Genomic DNA, 21,585 nt, shown 5'->3' with positions numbered 1-21,585 from the left:
TCCAAAACGCAACTCAGAGATGTGTTTAGCGGGAAGATCAAGAACTGGAAAGAGCTGGGAGGTCAAGATCTGATGATCAAGCCCTATATCGTCAAACCCGCATCCGCCACTCGTCATGTGTTCCAGAAAAAAGTGATGGGTGGTGCTGAATATTCTGGGACTGCGGTGGTCACTCCCGACAGAAAGATCGTTGCCCGGGTGATTCATGAACGGGGCGCCATTGGCCAGATCAGTCTGGCCTTTCTTAAGAGCATCAAAAGGATTGCCCTGATTTCTGTCGATGGGGAAAAGCCGGCATTGGATAATCCCAACTACCCGGTCACCCGTGAACTCAATCTGGTTACCCACGGCGAGCCTGCGGGCGAGATCAGAAAATTTATTGAATGGACGCTCTCGCCTGAGGGACAGGGTGTGGTAAGGCAGCGATTTGTTGGAGTGAAATGAGAAAGTCCAGGGTTTTGCGCAAGCATGCCCAGTGCTGTATTGACAGCTGGATGATTTAGATACTCAAGGAACGAGAAAAATTGCCTTGAGATAACCATGAAAATCAAAACAAAAGTGATCATCGGCGCGGCGCTACTGGCCGCAATCCCGGTATTGGTCGCCAGTACGCTTATCGGATGGCTCGCCATTTCCAGTGGCAGGGCTGCTCTTGAGGAGCAGGCAACCCAGCATATCCTCGCCGTTCGGGATAGCAAAAAAGCGCAGATAGAGGATTATTTCCGGGTGATCCGTGCCCAGATACAAACCTTCTCCAACGGCCAGATGATTGTGGATGCCATGCTGGGATTAGGGGACGCCTATCTCAATTTCCATGGTGAGTTTGCTGAGCAGGAGCCCGACTTCTACCAAAATCAGCTATTGAGCTATTACAAGAACGAGTTTGTCACCGAGTTTCAGAATCGAAATGGTGGAGACAGCCCGCTCGTTGATGCGTATTTAACGGGTCTGGATGAAACCGCCACCGCTATCCAATATCAGTACCTCAAGGCAAACCCCAATCCGCTGGGTGAAAAAGAGAGATGGAGTGATCCTGAGGATGATACGCTTTACGCCCAGATTCACAGTCTTTATCACCCAAAACTGCGGGACTTTCTGGAAAAATTCGGCTATTACGATATTTTTCTGGTGGAGCCAGAAAACGGTAACATTGTCTACTCTGTCTTCAAAGAGATCGACTTTGGAACCTCTCTGCTCACCGGTCCCCATGCTGATTCCGGTCTGGGCGAAGCCTTCAGGTCGGCCATGAAGGCGGAGAAACCTGACAATGTCAGCATCATCGATTTTAAGTCCTATGGTCCATCCTATAATGACCAGGCTGCCTTTATCGCCTCTCCTGTTTTTGACGATGAGAACCGTGTTGGGGTACTCATCTTTCAGATGCCGGTAGATAGGCTGAACGGCATCATGACCAGTGGCGGCAAGTGGCAGGAGGTCGGTCAGGGCAAGACAGGTGAGACCTACCTGGTCGGCAAAGATCTGACTGCGCGCAGTATCAGTCGATTCATGGTGGAGTCTCCACACAGTTATCCTGCGCTGCTGGAAAATGTTGGGGTTGCGAAAGGGATTGCCGATGCACCAGCGTGCCAAGGCACCAACGCAGGATACAGCAGATTGATACTCCCGCAACCTCGGCCGGAGCCGGGGTGAGCGTGGCGTGGTATCTTGACGGCTATCATGGAAAGCCGGTGCTCTCAGCCTATGCGCCATTGAACGTTGCCGACTCGACTGGTCAATCTTCCCATCAATTCAGGAGGGGTCGGAGTCGAATCAAGGCCGGAGCTACCTCACCGGCATCGCTCCGAACCGACTTTATACCACGACATGACAGGCTCGTTCTCGACTCCGACCCCGGGGGAAATCTGGAGCGGACGACGGGATTCGAACCCGCACTACCCGGGGGCAACCGGAATGTCGGGCTCTGAAGGCCCGTGTGCTACCGTTACACTACTACGTCCGCTTGAAAATGCGCCGCCAGGACAATAGGGGACAGACCACGGTTTTCCAGATCTATTCCTCAATAACGTGGTCTGTCCCCTATTGTTCCCCTGCGAGCTCTCCATCTATATCCTGTTTGGCACAGGTCTGGCGGGGCTGACATTTTTGAGAAGAAGATTGAAGCCTAAGGCTTCTGCAAGCTAAAGGGGACAGATTTATTCTCTGGTTCCCACGCTCCGCGTGGGAACCCATAATGTAGCGCTCTGCGCTACATCACCGCAGAGCGTGGGAACGAGGAATCGAGTCTGACCCTTTGTGAAGATTTTTCAGGCGGCGGTCACCGCGCTGGCCTTACTGAATACCAGCCCATCATTGCTTACCTCCACCTGGATGGTGTCCCCTGCGGTGAAACGACCGCTGAGGATCGCCTGCGCCAGCGGATTCTCCAACTGCTGCCTGATCGCCCGTTTCAGCGGACGCGCCCCATAGACCGGGTCGAAACCCGCCTCGCTCAGCCGGTCGAGTGCGGCATCGGAGATCTCCAGGCCCATCTCATTGTCGGACAGGCGCTGTTGCAGATAACCGATCTGAATCGAGGCAATGGCTCGGATCTGCGCCCTGTCCAGCGGATGAAAGACCACGATCTCGTCCAGACGATTGATGAACTCCGGCCGAAAACTCTGCCGCACCACCTCCATGATCGCCGCCTTCATCTCGTCATATTGGGTTTCCGATGTCTTTTCCTGGATCATCTGTGAGCCCAGATTGGAGGTCATCACAATGACGGTATTGCGGAAATCGACCGTGCGGCCCTGACCATCGGTCAGACGGCCGTCATCCAGCACCTGCAGCAGCACATTGAAGACGTCGGGATGGGCCTTCTCCACCTCGTCCAGCAGAATCACGGAGTAGGGACGACGGCGCACCGCCTCGGTGAGATAGCCGCCCTCTTCGTAACCCACATAACCGGGAGGCGCACCGATGAGACGCGCCACCGAGTGTTTCTCCATGAACTCCGACATGTCGATACGGATCATCGCCTCCTCGGTATCGAAGAGGAACTCCGCCAGCGCCTTGCAGAGTTCGGTCTTGCCCACACCGGTGGGACCGAGAAAGAGAAACGATCCATTGGGCTGACTCGGGTCGGACAGGCCAGCCCTGGAGCGGCGAATGGCGTCACTCACCGCACGCACGCCCTCTGCCTGGCCGATGACCCGTCTAGCCAGCTCATCCTCCATACGCAGCAGTTTGTCGCGTTCGCCCTCCAACATCTTGGAGACCGGGATGCCGGTCCACTTGGAGACCACTCCGGCGATCTCCTCTTCGGTGACCTTATTACGCAGCAGTTTCATCTCCTGCATCTCTGCCTGGGTCGCCATATCGAGCTGCTTCTCCAGTTCAGGGATGCGTCCGTACTGCAACTCGGACATGCGCGTCAGATCACCGGCCCGGCGGGCGGTTTCCAGTTCCAGACGCGCCCGCTCCAGCGACTCCTTGATGTGGGCAGTGCCCTGCAAGGCCGCCTTCTCCGATTTCCAGATCTCCTCCAGATCGGAGAACTCCCGCTCCAGCCGTTCGATCTCATCCTCCAGGTGAGTGAGCCGCTTTTTTGAAGCCTCGTCGGTCTCTTTGTTGAGTGCCTCTCGTTCGATTTTGAGCTGAATCAACCGCCGCTCCATACGGTCCATCTGTTCCGGCTTGGAGTCGATCTCCATACGGATCAGGGAGGCCGCCTCGTCCACAAGGTCGATCGCCTTGTCCGGCAGCTGCCGGTCGGAGATATAACGGTGGGAGAGGTTCGCTGCGGCGACGATGGCCGGATCGATGATATCGACTCCATGGTGTACCTCGTAGCGCTCTTTGAGTCCACGCAGGATGGCGATGGTGTCCTCCACACTGGGTTCATCCACCTGCACCTTCTGAAAACGGCGTTCCAGCGCAGCATCCTTCTCCACATACTGACGGTATTCGTCCAGGGTGGTTGCGCCGACGCAGTGCAGCTCACCACGGGCCAGGGCAGGTTTGAGCATATTGCCCGCATCCATGGAGCCTTCCGCCTTGCCGGCGCCTACCATGGTGTGCAGTTCATCGATGAAGAGGATGATCTGCCCCTCTTGTTTGGAGAGGTCATTGAGCACCGCCTTGAGACGCTCTTCGAACTCACCGCGAAACTTCGCCCCCGCGATCAGTGCACCCATATCCAGGGAGAGCAGCCGTTTGCCTTTCAGCCCCTCCGGCACCTCTCCATTGATGATGCGCTGGGCCAGACCCTCGACGATAGCGGTCTTGCCCACGCCAGGCTCACCGATCAGCACCGGGTTGTTCTTGGTACGACGCTGCAGTACCTGGATGGTACGGCGGATCTCGTCATCCCGCCCGATCACGGGATCAAGTTTGCCCTGCTCCGCCCGCTCGGTAAGGTCGATGGTGTACTTCTGCAGGGCTTGGCGCTGATCCTCCGCATTCGGATCATCCACCTTCTGACCTCCCCGCATCTTCTCTATAGCCTGCTCCAGACGCACCTTGTCGGCACCCGCCTTGCGCAGCAACCCGCCGATCTCACCCTTGTCGTCAACAGCCGCAAGTACGAAAAGCTCACTGGATATGTACTGATCATTGCGCTGTTGGGCGAACTTGTCGGTCTGGTTGAACAGCCGCCCAAGGTCATTGGAGATATGCAGATCCCCCTCAGTCCCCTGTACGCCCGGCAGTCGTTCCAATGAGGCGCTGAGATCCGAACGCATCTGGTTAACATTGATGTCAGCCTGTGTCAGCAGGTGGCGCACGGTTCCACCCTCCTGATCCAGCAGGGCGCTCATCAGATGCACCGGCTCGATAAATTGATGATCACGGCCGACAGCCAGGCTCTGGGCATCTGCCAGTGCCATCTGAAATTTGCTGGTCAAACGATCCATACGCATGAGAAAAACTCCACAATAAAACCTTAATATTCCAACAGATTGGGCGGATCCCGCTAAAATTCAAGCATCCCAGAATAAAAATAGTGTAAAGATTGTCCAACTGCTGCCGACACAATGCTTTGAGTAGCTCAGCCCAAGCTGTTTCAGGGCAAAACCTAGTTTGCAAGACCCCGGAACAGCGAAACAATGAAACTGACCTCAAAAAACCTCACTATCACCTATGTCGTTTTCTTCATGCTGTTGCTGGCGCTGCTGCTGGCGGGCATCGTTATTCAACGCATAGAGGCCAATCGTGCCCACCACATGGATCTTGCTGCCAATTCAGTAAAGATGACCGCCAACGAGATCAGCCGCATGATCGGCGAAAAACGCCGTTTGCTACACATCTTTTCCAATTATGAATCCGAGTTGATAAATGCGATCGACACGAACCCTGAAGATGTGGAGGCCCAGGAGAGGCTCAACCAACGCGTACTCAGCTACTTCCCCGACGGCTTTGCCTTCACCCTGGCTGACAGATACGGTTCTCCGCTTTATGACGATCTCAGCGGCGCTGTTGGCGAACTGTGTCAACTGAAGATCAGTGACTTTGCCGACGGTAAGGACGATTTGATTCAGATTCACCCGAACCCGAATCAGTACCATTTCGATATCATGGTCACCACCAGCAGACAGGATGGCCTGGTGTTTTTTGTCAGCTTTCAGACCACACTGATTCAGAATCTGTTACGGATCTCTCACCGGCATCAACACAAACTGATCCTGCTCAATAGCGAAAAACCCAACCTGATCGAGGTCACAGAAGAGGGAAATCGCTATGAATTGCAACTGGAGAATCCCACTCTCACGGAAGAAATGACCCAGCGCATTCTGGCGCGGCAAAATGTACCCGGCACGCTTTGGGAACTGGTGGATATCGGCGCTCCGGCAACCTTCAACGGTTTTGAAAAAGAGGTCATCGTCCAGGCCGCATGGGTATTCCTGGTCTTCTTCATCTCAAGCATGTTCATGGTGGGACTGATCCTGCGGAGTAAAACGCACCGTCTGCGTGCTGAACAGGCCCTGCTGGCGGCCAAAGATCAGCTGGAAATAGAGGTGGCCTCACAGACCCAGCAGTTGCGTGCACGCAAAGAGCTGGCGGAAACCACTCTGGCCTCGATCAGCGAGGGCGTCATCACGACCAATGCCCAAGGCGTGGTTACCGCACTCAACCACACGGCCCAGGAATTGACCGGCTGGGGGGCTAAACATGCACTGGACTGCCTGCTTGCCGACATACTCAATCTGTCCGATGAGACCACAGGCGCGCCAGTCGATCTCCCTCTGGGTCAGTGTCTGACCGCAGATGAGATAACCAAACTGGACAATCGGCCACTGATTCTCACCCAAAGCGATGGAAAAACCACCCGCACCGTGCAGTTATCTGTGGCAGTAATCAGCGGCGAAAGAAATAAGAATGCCGGAAATGTGCTGGTAGTCAGAGACATTACCGAGGCTCAGCGCATGGCGCAACGCATCTCCTGGCAGGCAACCCATGATGCACTGACCGGTCTGATCAACCGGCTGGAGTTCGAGCGCAGGCTGAAGACGGCAATGGAACTGGCCCACACCGACAATGCCGAACACGTCTTGATGTATCTGGACCTGGATCAATTCAAGGTGGTCAACGATACCTGCGGCCATATTGCAGGTGACGAATTGCTCCGCCAACTCACACAGATGCTGCTTGAGATCGCCCGCCGTACCGATGTCGTGGCACGTTTGGGCGGTGATGAATTCGCCATCCTGCTTGAATACTGCCCCCAACAGCAGGCCATTGTGTTGGCGGAAGAGATACGTCTTTCGGTGCGCAACTTCCGTTTCACCTGGGAGAATAAGCCTTTCACCCTCGGCGTGAGTATCGGAGTGGTCCCCTTCAATGCCAGATATCATGACCTGACCCAGATCCTCAGCGCCGCTGACAGTGCCTGTTACGCGGCCAAGGAGGGGGGCCGCAACCGGGTCCATGTCTACTCTGAGGAGGATGAGCTGATAGAACAACGCTATGGCGAAATGCAGTGGGTTTCCCGCATTCGTCATGCACTGGACGAGGGGCGATTTATGCTCTATTGCCAGAAGATCCAACCCATCCGCTCAAACATCAACAGCGGCTTTCACCTGGAGATTCTGCTCAGACTGGAACAGGAGGATGGACAGATGATGCTGCCTGGCGCCTTTATTCCTGCCGCTGAACGCTACGGTCTGATGATCGATCTGGATCGGTTTGTCATTTCGGCTACGCTGCAGTGGATGGAGAGCTGCCCCCCGCTGGACGACGGCTTCGTCTCCATAAACCTCTCGGCCCAGTCGATTACCGACCCCGGCTTTCTGGAAGTACTGGAATCTCAACTTGAGAGCAGCGGCGTGGATCCCCACCGACTCCTTTTTGAGGTGACGGAGACGGCAACCATCTCCAACCTTTCCAAGGCACAACAGTTCATCGAACGCATAAAATCCCTGGGCTGCCGCTTTGCCCTCGACGACTTCGGCACCGGCATGTCCTCCTTCGCCTACCTGAAACACCTGCCGGTGGACTATCTGAAGATAGATGGTGAGTTCGTACGCGACATCGCCAGCGATCCTGTTGACTTCGCCATGGTAAAAGCGATCAATGAAGTCGCCCAAGTCATGGGCATGGATACCATTGCCGAATATGTCGAGGACGGAATCACCCTCGCGATGCTGAAAGAAATCGGCATCGGTTATGGTCAGGGCTACGCTATTGCCAAACCTGAACCATTGAGCGATTTTTACTGCGCCCTATCTGCCAGGGACACATATGCGCTGCCCTGAAAATCGGTTGTAACAGTCACCATCACGGCGCCAGGCTGCCACCGCAGACACCGGCGGATTCGGCGTGCTTAAAGAGCCGCTCCGCATCGATGATCTCGATGTGACTGCCGTTTACCCTGATCAGCCCCTGCTTGGTAAAGTTATGTAGGATACGGGAGAAGGTCTCGGGCTTTACCGATAGCCGTGAGGCCAGCACCCCCTTGGGGGCTCGCAGATCGATCATGTTACCGTTCTGTTTTTCCGTGTCCCAATTACCCCAGAGAAACCCTGCCACCCGTCCAGTGGCGCTCTGCAGGGTCAAATCGTCGATCTCCTTGATCAGATGCTTGAGCCGCTGACTCATGCTTGCCATGAGCCGGAAACAGGTAGCGGTGGACTCCCGCAGCATATCGAGGAAGGCCTGGCTGTCAAACGAGTACAGTTCAGCACCACCGATAGAAGTGGCGTTGACCGGAAAATTCGGACTCTCCTGGAACATCAGCGCCTCGGCAAATGTGTGGCCCGGCGTGATGATCTCGATGACCTTCTCATTTCCGTTCATGGCCAAACGGTAGAGCTTGATCTGCCCCTGAGTCACCAGATAGAAACGATCCGCCACGCCACCCACCTGAAACAAATGCTGACCATCCTCCAGTTCGATCACCTGACTCATCGCTTCGACCCGGGCTATCTGCCTTTCGTCGAGACGGGAAAAGATGTAACACTGCTTCAAATCAAATGACACTTTCAAAATACCCCAATTAACAGGAAAACCGGCTCAGCGATTCTGAGCCATCACAACAGTCCGACCTAACCAGATACGACCAACCCGCCCTTCAGACACTATTTTTTCAGCTGGGACAGATCCCGCACCGCACCCTGCGCCGCACTGGTGGTCAGCGCCGCATAGGCCTGTAGTGCCTGCGAGACTGGCCGCTGCCGGTTTTCCGGCTGCCAGGCGGCACTGCCCCGCTGCTCCATCTCCTGCCGCCGGGCAGACAACATCTCAGCGGAAACAGCAACATTGATGCGACGATTGGGAATATCGATATCGATGGTGTCTCCCTCCTGCACCAGACCGATATTGCCCCCTTCCGCCGCCTCAGGCGAACAGTGGCCGATAGATAGCCCCGATGTGCCACCGGAGAAACGGCCGTCGGTAATCAGGGCACAGGCCTTGCCCAACCCCTTCGATTTCAGATAACTGGTGGGGTAGAGCATCTCCTGCATGCCGGGACCCCCTTTGGGACCTTCATAGCGGATGATCACCACATCCCCCGCATTAATCCTGTCACCCAGAATTGCCTCCACTGCGTCATCCTGACTTTCAAAAAGCCGTGCGGGGCCGCTAAAGGTAAGGTTCGACTCATCCACCCCGGCGGTCTTAACAATACTGCCCTGCTCCGCCAGATTGCCGAACAATACTGCCAGACCACCGTCCAGTGAGTAGGCGTGCGCCAAATCCCGGATACAGCCGTTTTCACGATCGGTATCGAGACTCGGCCAGTTTTTATTCTGGCTGAATGCGACCTGGGTCGGGACGCCACCGGGTCCGGCCAAAAAGCGCTCCCGAACCTGTGGGTCTGAAGTCCGCTGGATGTCCCAGCGATCGAGGGCCTCGCCGATGCTGCCACTATGTACGGTGCCGCAATCCCGGTTCAGCAATCCTGCGCGATCCAGCTCGCCAAGGATCCCGATCACTCCACCTGCACGATGCACATCCTCCATATGGTACTGCTGGGTGCTCGGTGCGACCTTGCACAGATTTGGCACCTTGCGTGACAGCCGGTCGATATCCTGCATGGTGAAATCGACTCCCGCCTCGTGGGCCGCCGCCAGCAGATGCAGCACGGTATTGGTGGAGCCGCCCATGGCGATATCCAGTGTCATGGCGTTCTCAAATGCCCCGAATGTGGCGACTGAGCGAGGCAGAACAGAATCCTCTTCCTGCTCATAGTAGCGACGGGAGAGATCGACAATCAGCCGCCCGGCCTCCAGGAACAACGCCTCGCGCGCCGCGTGGGTGGCCACCAGGGAACCATTGCCCGGCAGACTCAGGCCCAGAGCCTCGGTCAGGCAGTTCATGGAGTTGGCAGTGAACATGCCGGAACAGGAGCCGCAGGTGGGACAGGCCGAACGTTCAATGGCCGCCACGTCGCTGTCGCTCACATTGGGATCAGCAGCGGAGACCATGGCATCCACCAGATCCAGTTTGATCTCTCCTTTGGAGGAGAGCGTGACCTTACCCGCCTCCATCGGTCCACCGGAGACGAAGACCGTTGGAATATTGAGCCGCAGGGCAGCCATCAGCATACCGGGGGTGATCTTGTCGCAATTGGAGATGCAGACCAGCGCATCCGCGCAGTGAGCATTGACCATATACTCCACGGAATCGGCAATGATATCCCGCGACGGCAGCGAATAGAGCATGCCGCCGTGCCCCATGGCGATGCCGTCATCCACCGCGATGGTATTGAACTCCTTCGCAACACCACCTGCCTTTTCGATCTCCCGGGCCACCAATTGCCCCATATCCTTCAAATGGACATGACCCGGCACGAACTGGGTGAAGGAGTTGGCAATGGCGATGATCGGCTTTTCGAAATCGTCGTCCTGCATCCCGGTAGCCCGCCACAGGGCGCGGGCACCGGCCATGTTGCGTCCATGGGTGGTGGTATGGGAACGGTATTTCGGCATTTCACTCTCCGCGGGGTCTGCTCAAGCGCGCATTATGCCCCGATTTGCCGGGAGCAAACAATCACAACTCCGGGTCAAACGGGAGACGCAGACAGAACTCCGCCCCCCCTGTTTCACTGTTGCATACCTCGATGGTGCCACCGTGCTTCTCGACCGCCACCTTGACGAAACTCAACCCAAGGCCAACGCCGGTGCGCTGGTATTCGGTAGTCTGATCACCCTGCTGAAAAGGCAGAAAAATAGTTTCCAACTGGCCTTCAGCAATACCCGGACCCTGATCCCTGATACAGCAGACTATCTCTCTGTCGAGACAGGTTAGGTGAACGCTAATCACCGAATCTGCGGGCGAGAACTTGACCGCATTACCCAGCAGATTCTGCACTGCACGTTCCAATATCCCGGCATTACCGTTGAGCCAGGCTTCTTCACACTCGATCTGCTGGTCGATACGAATATAACGCGACTGCGCCTGGATAAAGATCTCATCGACCGCACTATAGACCACTGAGACGAAATCGGTATCTGCAAACGTCGTGGCATCCACCGATTCAGCCCGGGCCAATTGCAGAAAATCATCCGCCAACCGCAATGAACGCTGCGCCAGTGGCTGTATCTGTTTGGCCAGCGACTCCGCTGTGCCTTCCGTTGCCTGGCGGGACTGTGTAAGGGAGAGCACCGACGTGATGGGAGAGCGGATGTCGTGAGAGAGAAAACTCAGCATCTTGGCTCGGATTCGTTCAGTGCGCTTGAGCGCACCGATAAATGAGAGCGTCACAATCATACCGAAACTACCGGCAAGAGACGGGGCCAGGGGTTTCATCTGCACAAACAACTCAGTATCCGGCAGACGCAGCGCCTCGAAACGGATCGGCTGTTCGTCCAGCAGCAGGCGCTGCATCAGTTCATTCCAGTCGTAACCACCCTGGATCTCCAGCTGGCTCAATAATGTTTCGGCATCCATGCCAACCAGGGAAACCGCGTCCGTCTGGCCAAGATAGAAAGCAGCTCGGGGGTTGGCCATTGCCACCTGTCCCATGGCATCAACCACCAGCAGACCATCGTCCATCTGGCTGATCGCATTCCCGATGAAATTGCGCATATTGTGCAGCCGCTCATGAGCATGGCGCACCTGCTCGATACGGCGCTCAACAGACTCCAGCGCTCCTCGCGGCGGGGATTTTTCTGGCAGAGAGAGTTTCGCCGCAAAATCCTCCAGCAGCAGCAACACTCTTCCCTGCGGAAACTCATCTGCGGGCCAGCGCAGACCCAGCATCCAGCTCGTCTCGCCTCGGGAAACCCGTATCCACTGATCGGGGCCAAAACGCCGCCAAACCCCAGGATTGTGCCATTGAGCCTCTCCCTGCGGGAGCGATTCTGTCGCCGGGAAAGCGCCCTCGGCAAACATCGGCGCGCCGTTGGTGTCGCACACCATCCACCCGTCCAATTTGGTGATCCGCTGGAGAAACCTCAACCCCTGGCGCAGATCTTCGAGGGACTTCGCCGAAGGCATCAGCTGGGGCTCCTTTTGCAGTTTCTCCATCTCCTGATTCAGATAGCGAATAGTCTGTCCCAGACGACGCCAACTCCATAGCGGGTAGCTCAACACCAGACCCAATAACACCGCCGAGGGCGGAAACCAGATGTGCAGAACATGCAGCGCCAGCAACACCAGACCAAACAGAGAAAACAGCAGTGCCAAGGTTACCAGCGGCGCCAGGTGGGGACGCACCAAACCGTAGAGAAGAAAGACGAACGCCACCACCATCCCCGAAATCAACACTCTCCAGGGCATTTCCACCAGACTGAGAACCCTGTCCGTTCGCAGGGCTTCGAGGATATTGGCATTGATCTCCACCCCGGCCATCGGCTGACCGTGACCGGAGACCGGCGTGGGCAGCACATCTCCCAGACCGGTAGCGGTAACGCCCACCAACACGATGCGATCCTGAAACGCAGCGGGCAAAAAATCCCCCGCCAGCACCTGGCTGTAGGAGTAGCGGGGGTAGTGCCCGGCCGGGCCGGTGAAAGGAATCAATCGGTGCTGATCACGAAAGATCGGCTGCATGGCTGACTGGCGCTGCGCCTGATGCAGACCCGCCCTGTTCTTCTGCCAACGTTCAGGATCCAACCACTGCAAAACAGAGAGCATCATATGGGGCCAGTAGGCTGCCCCAACCCCTTCGTAGAGGTAGATGCTGCGGCCTATCCCGTCCGCATCCAGTTCCATATGCACATGCCCGAGACCGGCTGCCACTGCGGACAGTGCAGGCAGCGGCGGGGTCTCCACCAGTTGCCCGCCCAGTCGATACTCCTCCATGACGACAGGAAAGAAGACCCTGCCGCTGGCTGCGGTGGATTGAATCAGTAGACGGTCTCTCTCAGGGTGTTCCCTGTCACGCTCTGCAAACAGGATATCCATTGCGATAACCTTCGCGCCTGCGTCAGTCAGACGATCGATCAGACGGGCATGCAGATCCCGCGGCCAGGGCCAGCGGCCAAATGCCTCCAGGCTTCTGTCATCCACCGCGACAATCACCACATCCTCCGCTGGCGGAGTGTGCCAGAGGTTGAGTTGCAGATCGTAGATGAGTTGGTCCCAACGCCACAGCCAATTACTAGAGACCAGCAGCAGGATCAGGCCCACCAGCGCAAACAGCGACCACTCGGGAAACCGGAAAACCTGGGCAGAACGACTCATGGACCAGGCTGTGGTAATGGCAGGTCGAGGCGATAGACCTGAGATTGCCGCGCATCGTCCTCACTCTCCATCAGCGCATCCACACGGATATAGTAGGTCCCCGGCCAGGGAACCGGCAGCACCCGTTCGGGGTTCGTGCCAACCCGCTCCAGCAGCGGCTGCTGCAACATGGGATCCGCGGCGACCAGAAAACGGTAGCCCCAGGCGTTGTCGACAGCGTTCCAGCGAACCCACATCCAGGGGCCATTGAATTGGGGCGCCTCAATTACCGGAACCTCCACCTTCACCGGTGGTGGGGGAGGGGGTGGTTCGTTCAGCAAAAAACGGTGTTCCGCACTCAGCCCCTCCAATCCCAATTCGTCGATGCCCCGCACGCGAATGCTGTAGCTGCCGGGGGTTAATTCCAGTAGGGTAAATTCAGGGGTTGTAAGCACCTGCTCCACGATGACCCCGCCACCCGGCTCCCCTCGGAAGAGCTGCACCCGGTAGGCTTCGGCACCCTCCAGCCCTGACCAGCGGAGGGACGCTGCGGGAAGATCCATATCGACCTCAAGCATACTGATATCGGGCGACGTTAGCAGGGGGCGGGGCTTTAACGGGGGCTTTCCAGGTTCGATCATGGTGCCGAACCCTGCATCAACATCCAGGCTCTCTCCCTCGCCTTCAACGGCCACCTGACCCCTCACCACCTCATTGCGCGTCAGACCGCTCCCGAACTCGACACCGACCCGGAAGCCGGTGCCCCGTACCATGGTGACCGCCGCCGGGGTGGTGATCTGAAACCGGGCGCCTGCACCCTGCAAAGGCTCCACCTCACTCTCCACCCGTCCGTACTGCACCCGCACCCGGGTATCGACCATGCCCGCCTCACCAAAAGCTGAGAGAGTGTCCATGGAGACCTGAGTCTCAGGGCCGAGCATCAACCGGGAGCCATCGGCAAACCTGAGTGCGAGGCTGCTCTGCCTGCCGGTGGTCACCACATCGCCAATCTGTAGCTGGTCCACATCGGAAAGCGAAACGGGATCACTTTCCCCCGCACGAACAATGCTCACTTCCCCTTCGAGAGAGAGCACCTCTGCCGGACTCGGGGTAAGCTTCAGCCACTCCAGCGGCACTTTGATTTCACTACCCAATGGAATCCGTGTAGGATTTTCGATCTGATTGTAGTACTGCAACCTGACGGTTGAGATCTCATTTTTCAGGAATTGAGCACTGATTTTCGAGAGCGAGTCACCACTCCTCATGCGATAAACCCAATCCTCTGCCTGAACAGAAGGAAGGGCCAGGATCAAGAGTGAGATCGCGGTAATAAAACGGGTATAACGCAACATCTATCTATCTTTCATGAGTTGATAGACCAACAGAAATTCCAACCGAATGGTGGAGGGGAGACAACATTCTTACGGATTGAACCGTATCAGACAACTCTCTGTACCTGGCTGCACCAATTTCACGATTATTTAGCAGGAATTGAAGACCTGGGCGCTCGGATAACGTGGTAATAAGAGGCTGTTCTAATCCAGGTCCATTCGACACTGCCATCGGCTATTTCAGACCGATGGAATATGCCGAATAATTATGTGATCAGATACCAACGGCGGACGCCATGTCATCTTTTTGCAGCTGTTCCAGACGATACCCCTGATGATAGACCGCCTTGAGTCTCCAGCCATTTTCCGGCACCAGGCTCAGTTTACGCCTCAACCGGCTCATGTGAGTATCCACGGTACGGGTCACCAGCCCCGGGCCAAACCCCCAAACCGTCTCCAGCAGGTGGTCCCGGGAGAGCAGTCGACCGACATTGGAAAAAAGAATCCAGGCCAGTTGAAACTCTTTCTCGGTCAACTCGATGGATACCTCACCGCTGACAATCATCTTGGCATCCCTGATGAGTTTGAAATTGCCAATTTCAAGCACGTCATTGCGCGAGGTCTGTCCGGTTTTACGGCGTGCCAGGGCTTTCACCCTCGCCAGGGTTATTTCACGCGAGATCGGTTTTGCAAGATAGTCATCTGCTCCCCGCTCCAGCGCTTCGACAATATCCCCTTCGCTGTCCCGGTGAGTGATAAAGAGCACCGGTATGTTCCAATCCATCTCCTTGCGCACCCAGGAAAGCACCTCGATACCCGTGGCATCAGGCAGTTCCCAGTCCATGATCAACAAGTCGTAGGATTCATGCCTCAGCTCCCGGATATAGGCGCTTGCATCTGCAAAAACACGACAGGTATAGCCTTCCGATTCCATCCATTCCCGCAGCACAATGGATTGCACCGGATCATCTTCAAGACAAGCAATTCGCACTACATTTCTCCTTGCTTATTATTTCCTGATTACCCCTAAAATTCAGCCATGACCGGAGAGTGTTTTTCAATCCGCAAATAACGCGATTTTTCTTTATGCATTAAGTCATTGCATCCATCCAACAAGCCCTATTCTGTCATCATTGAACCGGCCGATGCAGATGAATAACAATCAGGTTTTCATACAAAATCAATGCATTTGCGCTTTTAGCGTTGTTCGCGGACAAATCCCTTTCCCTATAGCAGCTGAGTGATAGGGGTAATCAGATATTATTTTGTCTGGACTCCTGTCGCAGAGCGGCGGCGCCCTAACCCGGCGCCGCCGCCCATCCACTTCGCTCCTGAAGTGGCGTTTTATTTCACATCAATCTCGACACGCCGGTTCTGATAACGACCGTCCTTCGTGCCATTGTCGGCCACAGGCTGAGTCTCACCCATACCTTTGGAGGTAATCTGGTCAGCTGGAACACCTTTGCTCTCCAGATAGAGCTCAGCAGATCTGGCACGACTCTCCGAAAGCCCTTGATTATATTCGGCAGAACCCGTGCTATCGGTATGTCCGATGACTTCCACTGCACTACCACGTGAATGTGAAAGTATCTTTGCCGCTACTGCATCCAACGCCATCTTGGCCTTATCACTCAAATCAGCACTGTTGAGCTTGAAGTTCGCATGACCGACGAGGGTGAAATCAAGGCTGCATCCCGTCGAATCAACTGTTTCACCAGCGGGGGTGTCAGGGCATCTGTCTTTATAGTCCGCTACGCCGTCACCATCGGAGTCCAAGGCGCAACCGTTGGCATCCACGCTGGCGCCGGCAGGGGTACCCGGGCACTTGTCCTTGTAATCGGCTACGCCGTCACCGTCGGAGTCCAAAGCGCATCCAACCGCATCAACCTTCACACCCTTCGGCGTGCCAGGGCATTGATCCTTGTCGTCCGTGACACCATCACCATCGGCGTCCTGCATCAGGGCACAACCCTTCTCATCAACCTTGGTTCCTTTGGGGGTACCGGGACAGGCATCCAGGGGGTCTACGACACCATCACCATCTGCATCGCCATAGCAGGCGGGATCGACAGGAAATCCGGCGTCAAAATAGTTGGATTCCCAACACTCACCATAGTTGGTGTGAATGACACTCTTGCCCGGCTCGTGGATAAAGCCATCCTCAACCGCGTAGGCCGGTATTGCCACCACTGCGGAAAGCATGAACGGCACTGCCGCAAGGCGCATTGTTATCTTCTTGGTCGAATCCATTTTTCTCTCCAATTATTTCCAAATTCAATAAACGTCCGCTCAGGCGGCTGCGTCTGCTTTAAACAGATGAATATCCTGTTGCGGATAGGGGATACTGACACCCTCCTTGTCGAAGGTGGTTTTGATCATCTCCAGCAGATCCGCCCGGGTAGTCCAATAATCAGCGGACTTGACCCAGGGGCGCACGGCAAAATCGACACTGCTGTCATTCAACGTCAGCAGCATAACCGTCGGTGCCGGATTCTCCAGCACGGTGTCGTTTGCTGCAAGTATGTCGTTGATCAGGTCACGTGCCTTCTTGATGTCGTCGTCATAACCGATACCAATCACCAGATCGATACGTCGGGTGTCCCTGGCAGAGTAGTTTACAATCGTTCCGCCATAGATCTGCGCGTTAGGCATAGTGATCTCGCGGTTATCACCGGTCTTCAACATAGTATGGAAGATGCGAATCTCCTCCACCACACCCATCTCGCCTCCGGCCTCAATAAAATCACCAAGTTTGAAGGGGCGAAAGATGATCAGCATGACACCCGCGGCAAAACTGGAGAGAGAGTCCTTGAGCGCCAGACCGACCGCCAGGCCGGCGGCACCGAGAATGGCCAACGCGGAAGTCGTATTGACACCCAACTGCTCAAGGGCGGCCATGACGATAACTGCCAGCAGCGATACATAGGCGATATTGCTGAGAAAGTTGATCAGCATCTGATCAACCTTGCCCTTGACCATCACCTTCTCCAGTCCCCGCACCAACAGGCGGGCGACCCAGCGACCGATGACGAAGACCAGCAGCGCCAGGATGATCTTGGTTCCCCAGGGAATCACATAGGCGTTAAGAATTTGTTCTACAGATATTTCCATGTTTCATTCCTGAAATTGGTCAGATAAATTATTATTTTCCCGGCTTGATAACCTCTTCTCCCATCAGCAGACAGAATTGGCAGTATAGCCATCGCAGGGATCCAGCACCCTGATAATCGACGTAATCCACCTATATAGGTGCTTAAGAACGCCAGCATAGGGGATTATCCTAAGCTGACAAAGTCACGACTTGTGAATAATTGTAAACTGGGACGTAGCGAAAATTCACAATTAGAGAGAACAAGCGCGCGTTGGATATTGGCGTTCACCTGAAACATCGTCCTGCCGGGAGTGGCCTGGACCGTGCAAAATCATTCAATAACAGTCACTCTATATCAGCCACCCAGCAAACCCAATGAGGTAGACCCAATGTCAGTACTCCTTGAATTCAGCATGTTCCCCACCGACCGGGGTGAAAGCGTCAGCACAGAGGTCAGCCGGATCATCAAGATGATTCGCAAGAGCGGCATCAGCTACCGCCTGACGGCTATGGGGACCATCATTGAAACCGGCGATATTCGTGAGGCACTCGATCTTGTCGAGCAGGCCTACCAGGTACTGGAGGCGCAAGGCTGCAAACGCATCTACTCATCACTAAAATTTGATATCAGAATTGGTAAGGAAAACCGTCTGGAGCAGAAGATACGTTCCGTGCGGGAGAAGATCGGCGAGGTTCAACAGTAGTTCGCCGGCAACCGGACATAGATGCCGCCACCCAGCGCACCCTGATTTCTGGAGACCTTATCCCTGTTTGGGATATTCTATTCCCTATTTTTCCAGCCACGCGAAAAACACTCCACCGCCAACGACCTATCATGCCATCCGAACCAGCAGCCACGACACAACTTCAGTCCGCGATCGATCTCTGGAGAGAGAGCCTTTCCGGCGTACTCTCCACCCAATCAAAAGGTGAACCTGGGTTTCCCTTCGGTTCGGTGGTGCCATTCTGCCTGGATGGAGAAGGCAATCCACTTCTACTGCTCTCACACTTGGCGGAGCATACAAAAAACCTGGACGAAGTCAGCGCCTGCTGTCTTACCGTCATGGAGCAGGGGAGTGGAGATGTGCAGAAGCTCGCCCGTCTCTCCTGCCTGGCGCAGGCCGCACAAATCGAAACACCGGCACCCTCCCTGGTGGAACGTTATTTCCACGACTTTCCCGACACACGCCCCTACTTCGAAACGCTGAATTTTCGCTTCTACCGGCTACAGCCGGTACGTTTCTATTTTATCGGTGGTTTCGGCGCCGCACGCTGGTTCGATAAGAGCCGTTTAGTCCGCAAGTAAAACCACTAACGTGTCGGAACGTAGGCATGATCAAGCGCAGCGGATCAGGCAAAAGACCCGGCATTTCAGACAGTGTCTGCCAGTTCAACACTCGAACAGATCATCAGCATCGGCTAACATAGCCCGCCCTGCAACAATCGAAGAGCCGCGCCATCATGACCTCATCTGCCATTCTCGGCCCCCTGAGCAACCTGCATGAAATGCAGGCACAACTGGTGGAGTCTCTCACTCCTGAGGAAGCCGCTCACCAGTACCATCCTGAACTCGGTTCACTCAACTGGCAGTTTGGCCAAGCGGTCTATCAGGAACTCCATTGGCTGCGTCTGATCGTTGCCGGTGATGATGATCTGAGCAAGCGGGTCGCCCACCTGTTCACGCCAGGCAAGCTCACTATCGAGGAGCAGTGCAGTCAACTGCCGCCCACCGATCACCTGCTCAACTGGGCTGCTGAGATCCGCGACGACCACCTCATGCGGCTGGCCAATCCCGCCACTCTGCCGGACCATCCGCTGCTCGCCAATGAACGGCTGCAGTGGTTTTTACTGCAGGAGCAGGCCAAACGCTACGAAACGATGTTGCTGCTACTGAACCAGCGCAGCCTGCAGATCGACACCAGCGGCTATCAGGTCACCCAGATACTCAAGGCCGCCGTCCCCTACTGGGAGACCAAGGAGTTGTCCCGGGGACACTACCGTGTCGGCGCCAGAGATCTCCCCTCCGCCTACGATAACGAACTACCGGCCCAGGCGGTGGAACTCACCAGTTTCCGCATCGCCCTGGATCCGGTCTCCAATACCGAATTCCTCGCTTTCATGGAAGCCGATGGCTATCAAAACCCGGAACTCTGGGATGAAACAGGCCGAAACTGGCTGAAAAAACACTCCATCAACCATCCAGAATACTGGCGCCAGGAAAAAACGGGTAACTGGTACGCCATGGGCGTCAACGGCCCCAGCGACCTGCCGCCGGATGAACCGATATCCGGCATCAATCGTCACGAGGCTCAGGCCTTCGCCAATTGGATCAGCGCTTTGGGCGGGAAATTCGAAGGGGCCGTGCTACAACACGAATACCAGTCAAAACCTGGACGAAGTCAGCGCCTGCTGTCTTACCGTCATGGGCAGGGTGGAATATTGCAAGCTCGCCCGTCTCTCCTGCCTGGCGCAGGCCGCACAAATCGAAACACCGGCACCCACTCCTGGTGGAACGTTATTTCCACGACTTTCCCGACACACGCCCCTACTTCAAAACATGAATTTTCGCTTCTACCGGCTACAGCCATTTCTATTTTATCGGTGGTTTTCGGCCGCACGCTGAGTTCGATAAGAGCCGTTTAGTCCTGAAGTAAAACCACTAACGTGTCGGAACATTATGGGGGCATGATCAAGCACCGGATCAGGCAAAAGACCCGGCATTTCAGACGGTATCTGCCAGTTCAACACTCGAACAGATCATCAGCATCGGCTAACATAGCCCGCCCCGCCACAGCAATCGAAACCGCGCCATCATGACCTCATCTTTGCCATTCTCGGCCCCTGGGCAACCTGCGCTGAAATGCAGGCACAACTGGTGGAGTCTCTCGCTCCTGAAGCCGCTCACCAATTGCCATCCTGAACTCGGTTCCTCCAGCTGGCAGTTTGGCCAAGCGGTCTATCAGAACTCCATTGGCTGCGTCTGATCGTTGCCGGTGATGATGATGATCTGAGCAAGCGGGTCGCCACCTGTTCACGCCAGGCAAGCTCATATCGAGCAGTGCAGTCAACTGCCGCCCACCGATCACCTGCTCAACTGGGCTGCTGAGATCCGCGACGAACACCTCATGCGGCTGGCCAATCCCGCCACTCTGCCGGACCATCCGCTGCTCACCAATGAACGGCTACAGTGGTTTTTACTGCAGGAGCAGGCCAAACGCTACGAAACGATGTTGCTGCTACTGAACCAGCGCAGCCTGCAGATCGACACCAGCAGCTATCAGGTCACCCAGATACTCAAGACCACCGTCCCCCACTGGGAAACCAAGGAGTTGTCCCGGGGACACTACCGTGTCGGAGCCAGAGATCTCCCCGCCGCCTACGATAACGAACTACCGGCCCAGGCGGTGGAACTCACCAGTTTCCGCATCGCCCTGGATCCGGTCTCCAATGCCGAATTCCTCGCTTTCATGGAAGCCGATGGCTATCAAAACCCGGAACTCTGGGATGAAACAGGCCAAAACTGGCTGGAAAAACACTCCATCAACCATCCAGAATACTGGCGCCAGGAAAAAACGGGGAACTGGTACGCCATGGGCGTCAACGGCCCCAGCGACCTGCCTCCGAATGAACCGATATCCGGCATCAATCGTCACGAGGCTCAGGCCTTCGCCAATTGGATCAGCGCTTTGGGCGGGAAATTCGAAGGGGCCGTGCTACAACACGAATACCAGTGGGAGATTGCTGTGCGAACCGGGGTGATAAAAAACCTGGGGCGTGCCTGGGAGTGGTGCAGCAACCCCTTCCACCCCTATCCCGACTTCCAGCCATTTCCTGCCCGGGAGACCTCCGAAGCGGATTTTGACGAGCACCATTTCACCCAGCGCGGCGGCAGCCTTCACACCCAGCGGGTGCTGCGCCGGCCCAGCCTGCGAGATCGCGCCCGGCCTGAACGGCGTTTTCAACTGGTCGGTTTGCGACTGGTCTTTCCACCACTGCACGAGTGGACCTGATGCGCCTGTTCCCGGAAAAACGACTGATCAGGAATGCATTTCTCAGCTTTTGAGGATAACGTCACAACCCCGGGTGGTCTGCCTAAAGATTCCACCCCATCTGCCAACA

General features: G+C 55.9%; 15 protein-coding genes. 7 read left to right on the top strand and 8 right to left on the bottom strand.

Annotated features, from left to right (window positions below; all coding sequences use genetic code 11):
• Positions 1 to 444 (top strand): substrate-binding domain-containing protein (locus G9Q73_RS09200; protein ID WP_177419522.1); only part of this gene is annotated, 444 nt, incomplete at its 5' end.
• 96 nt (positions 445 to 540) lie between these two features.
• Entirely contained in the window at positions 541 to 1,650 is a 1,110-nt protein-coding gene (locus G9Q73_RS09195; protein ID WP_177419521.1) for a cache domain-containing protein, read from the top strand.
• Positions 1,651 to 2,264: 614 nt separating this feature from the next.
• Here G9Q73_RS09195 and clpB read toward each other — a convergent pair.
• The gene (gene clpB, locus G9Q73_RS09190) at positions 2,265 to 4,859 is read right to left on the bottom strand and encodes an ATP-dependent chaperone ClpB (RefSeq protein ID WP_177419520.1); all 2,595 of its coding nucleotides are present in this window, start codon (positions 4,857 to 4,859) and stop codon (positions 2,265 to 2,267) included.
• Positions 4,860 to 5,045: 186 nt separating this feature from the next.
• On the opposite strand from clpB, the gene G9Q73_RS09185 reads away from it, so the two are divergent.
• The gene (locus G9Q73_RS09185) at positions 5,046 to 7,691 is read left to right on the top strand and encodes an EAL domain-containing protein (protein WP_177419519.1); all 2,646 of its coding nucleotides are present in this window, start codon (positions 5,046 to 5,048) and stop codon (positions 7,689 to 7,691) included.
• Positions 7,692 to 7,713: 22 nt separating this feature from the next.
• On the opposite strand, the gene G9Q73_RS09180 is transcribed toward G9Q73_RS09185, so the two are convergent.
• From G9Q73_RS09180 to G9Q73_RS09150, 7 genes are all read right to left on the bottom strand, one after another.
• Positions 7,714 to 8,415, bottom strand: a complete 702-nt coding sequence (locus G9Q73_RS09180) for a Crp/Fnr family transcriptional regulator (RefSeq protein ID WP_177419518.1) — start codon at positions 8,413 to 8,415, stop codon at positions 7,714 to 7,716.
• A gap of 98 nt (positions 8,416 to 8,513) precedes the next feature.
• Complete coding sequence (ilvD, locus tag G9Q73_RS09175; RefSeq protein ID WP_177419517.1) at positions 8,514 to 10,367, bottom strand: dihydroxy-acid dehydratase; 1,854 nt, start codon at positions 10,365 to 10,367, stop codon at positions 8,514 to 8,516.
• A 61-nt stretch (positions 10,368 to 10,428) separates the two neighbouring features.
• Positions 10,429 to 13,065, bottom strand: a complete 2,637-nt coding sequence (locus G9Q73_RS09170; RefSeq protein ID WP_177419516.1) for a CHASE2 domain-containing protein — start codon at positions 13,063 to 13,065, stop codon at positions 10,429 to 10,431.
• Positions 13,062 to 14,396 carry a FecR domain-containing protein gene (locus tag G9Q73_RS09165; protein ID WP_177419515.1) on the bottom strand — a complete coding sequence of 445 codons (1,335 nt, stop codon included), beginning with the start codon at positions 14,394 to 14,396 and terminating at the stop codon, positions 13,062 to 13,064. Before G9Q73_RS09165 ends, G9Q73_RS09170 begins: the two co-directional genes overlap by 4 nt.
• 253 nt (positions 14,397 to 14,649) lie before the next feature.
• Positions 14,650 to 15,366 (bottom strand): response regulator transcription factor, encoded by a 717-nt coding sequence (locus G9Q73_RS20430; protein WP_369408865.1) that lies wholly within the window; start codon positions 15,364 to 15,366, stop codon positions 14,650 to 14,652.
• Between the two features lie 353 nt (positions 15,367 to 15,719).
• Positions 15,720 to 16,625 carry an OmpA family protein gene (locus G9Q73_RS09155; RefSeq protein WP_177419514.1) on the bottom strand — a complete coding sequence of 302 codons (906 nt, stop codon included), beginning with the start codon at positions 16,623 to 16,625 and terminating at the stop codon, positions 15,720 to 15,722.
• A gap of 39 nt (positions 16,626 to 16,664) precedes the next feature.
• Positions 16,665 to 17,486, bottom strand: coding sequence for a mechanosensitive ion channel family protein (locus G9Q73_RS09150; RefSeq protein ID WP_177419513.1), 822 nt, complete (start codon positions 17,484 to 17,486; stop codon positions 16,665 to 16,667).
• A 369-nt stretch (positions 17,487 to 17,855) separates the two neighbouring features.
• Here G9Q73_RS09150 and G9Q73_RS09145 point away from each other — a divergent pair, with 369 nt between their 5' ends.
• From G9Q73_RS09145 to G9Q73_RS09130, 4 genes are all read left to right on the top strand, one after another.
• A complete protein-coding gene (locus tag G9Q73_RS09145; RefSeq protein WP_177419512.1) occupies positions 17,856 to 18,170 on the top strand; it encodes an MTH1187 family thiamine-binding protein in 315 nt (104 codons plus the stop codon).
• 131 nt (positions 18,171 to 18,301) lie between these two features.
• Positions 18,302 to 18,772: a HugZ family pyridoxamine 5'-phosphate oxidase gene (locus G9Q73_RS09140; RefSeq protein ID WP_177419511.1), complete on the top strand. Its 471-nt coding sequence runs from the start codon at positions 18,302 to 18,304 to the stop codon at positions 18,770 to 18,772.
• A 155-nt stretch (positions 18,773 to 18,927) separates the two neighbouring features.
• The gene (locus G9Q73_RS09135; RefSeq protein ID WP_177419510.1) at positions 18,928 to 20,109 is read left to right on the top strand and encodes a formylglycine-generating enzyme family protein; all 1,182 of its coding nucleotides are present in this window, start codon (positions 18,928 to 18,930) and stop codon (positions 20,107 to 20,109) included.
• 482 nt (positions 20,110 to 20,591) lie between these two features.
• Positions 20,592 to 21,476 (top strand): SUMF1/EgtB/PvdO family nonheme iron enzyme, encoded by an 885-nt coding sequence (locus G9Q73_RS09130; protein WP_177419509.1) that lies wholly within the window; start codon positions 20,592 to 20,594, stop codon positions 21,474 to 21,476.
• Positions 21,477 to 21,585 lie beyond the last annotated feature (109 nt).

The organism is endosymbiont of Lamellibrachia barhami (genome assembly GCF_011947365.2).
GTDB lineage: Bacteria > Pseudomonadota > Gammaproteobacteria > Chromatiales > Chromatiaceae > QGON01.
This window is presented reverse-complemented; position numbering and strand designations above follow the sequence as displayed.

Excerpts from the sequence above, each read along its gene's own strand:
- G9Q73_RS09195 (WP_177419521.1), top strand. The coding sequence starts at position 541 with ATGAAAATCAAAACAAAAGTGATCATCGGCGCGGCGCTACTGGCCGCA.
- clpB (WP_177419520.1), bottom strand. The coding sequence starts at position 4,859 with ATGCGTATGGATCGTTTGACCAGCAAATTTCAGATGGCACTGGCAGAT.
- G9Q73_RS09185 (WP_177419519.1), top strand. The coding sequence starts at position 5,046 with ATGAAACTGACCTCAAAAAACCTCACTATCACCTATGTCGTTTTCTTC.
- ilvD (WP_177419517.1), bottom strand. The coding sequence starts at position 10,367 with ATGCCGAAATACCGTTCCCATACCACCACCCATGGACGCAACATGGCC.
- G9Q73_RS09170 (WP_177419516.1), bottom strand. The coding sequence starts at position 13,065 with ATGAGTCGTTCTGCCCAGGTTTTCCGGTTTCCCGAGTGGTCGCTGTTT.
- G9Q73_RS09165 (WP_177419515.1), bottom strand. The coding sequence starts at position 14,396 with ATGTTGCGTTATACCCGTTTTATTACCGCGATCTCACTCTTGATCCTG.
- G9Q73_RS09155 (WP_177419514.1), bottom strand. The coding sequence starts at position 16,625 with ATGGATTCGACCAAGAAGATAACAATGCGCCTTGCGGCAGTGCCGTTC.
- G9Q73_RS09150 (WP_177419513.1), bottom strand. The coding sequence starts at position 17,486 with ATGGAAATATCTGTAGAACAAATTCTTAACGCCTATGTGATTCCCTGG.
- G9Q73_RS09145 (WP_177419512.1), top strand. The coding sequence starts at position 17,856 with ATGTCAGTACTCCTTGAATTCAGCATGTTCCCCACCGACCGGGGTGAA.
- G9Q73_RS09140 (WP_177419511.1), top strand. The coding sequence starts at position 18,302 with ATGCCATCCGAACCAGCAGCCACGACACAACTTCAGTCCGCGATCGAT.
- G9Q73_RS09135 (WP_177419510.1), top strand. The coding sequence starts at position 18,928 with ATGACCTCATCTGCCATTCTCGGCCCCCTGAGCAACCTGCATGAAATG.
- G9Q73_RS09130 (WP_177419509.1), top strand. The coding sequence starts at position 20,592 with ATGCGGCTGGCCAATCCCGCCACTCTGCCGGACCATCCGCTGCTCACC.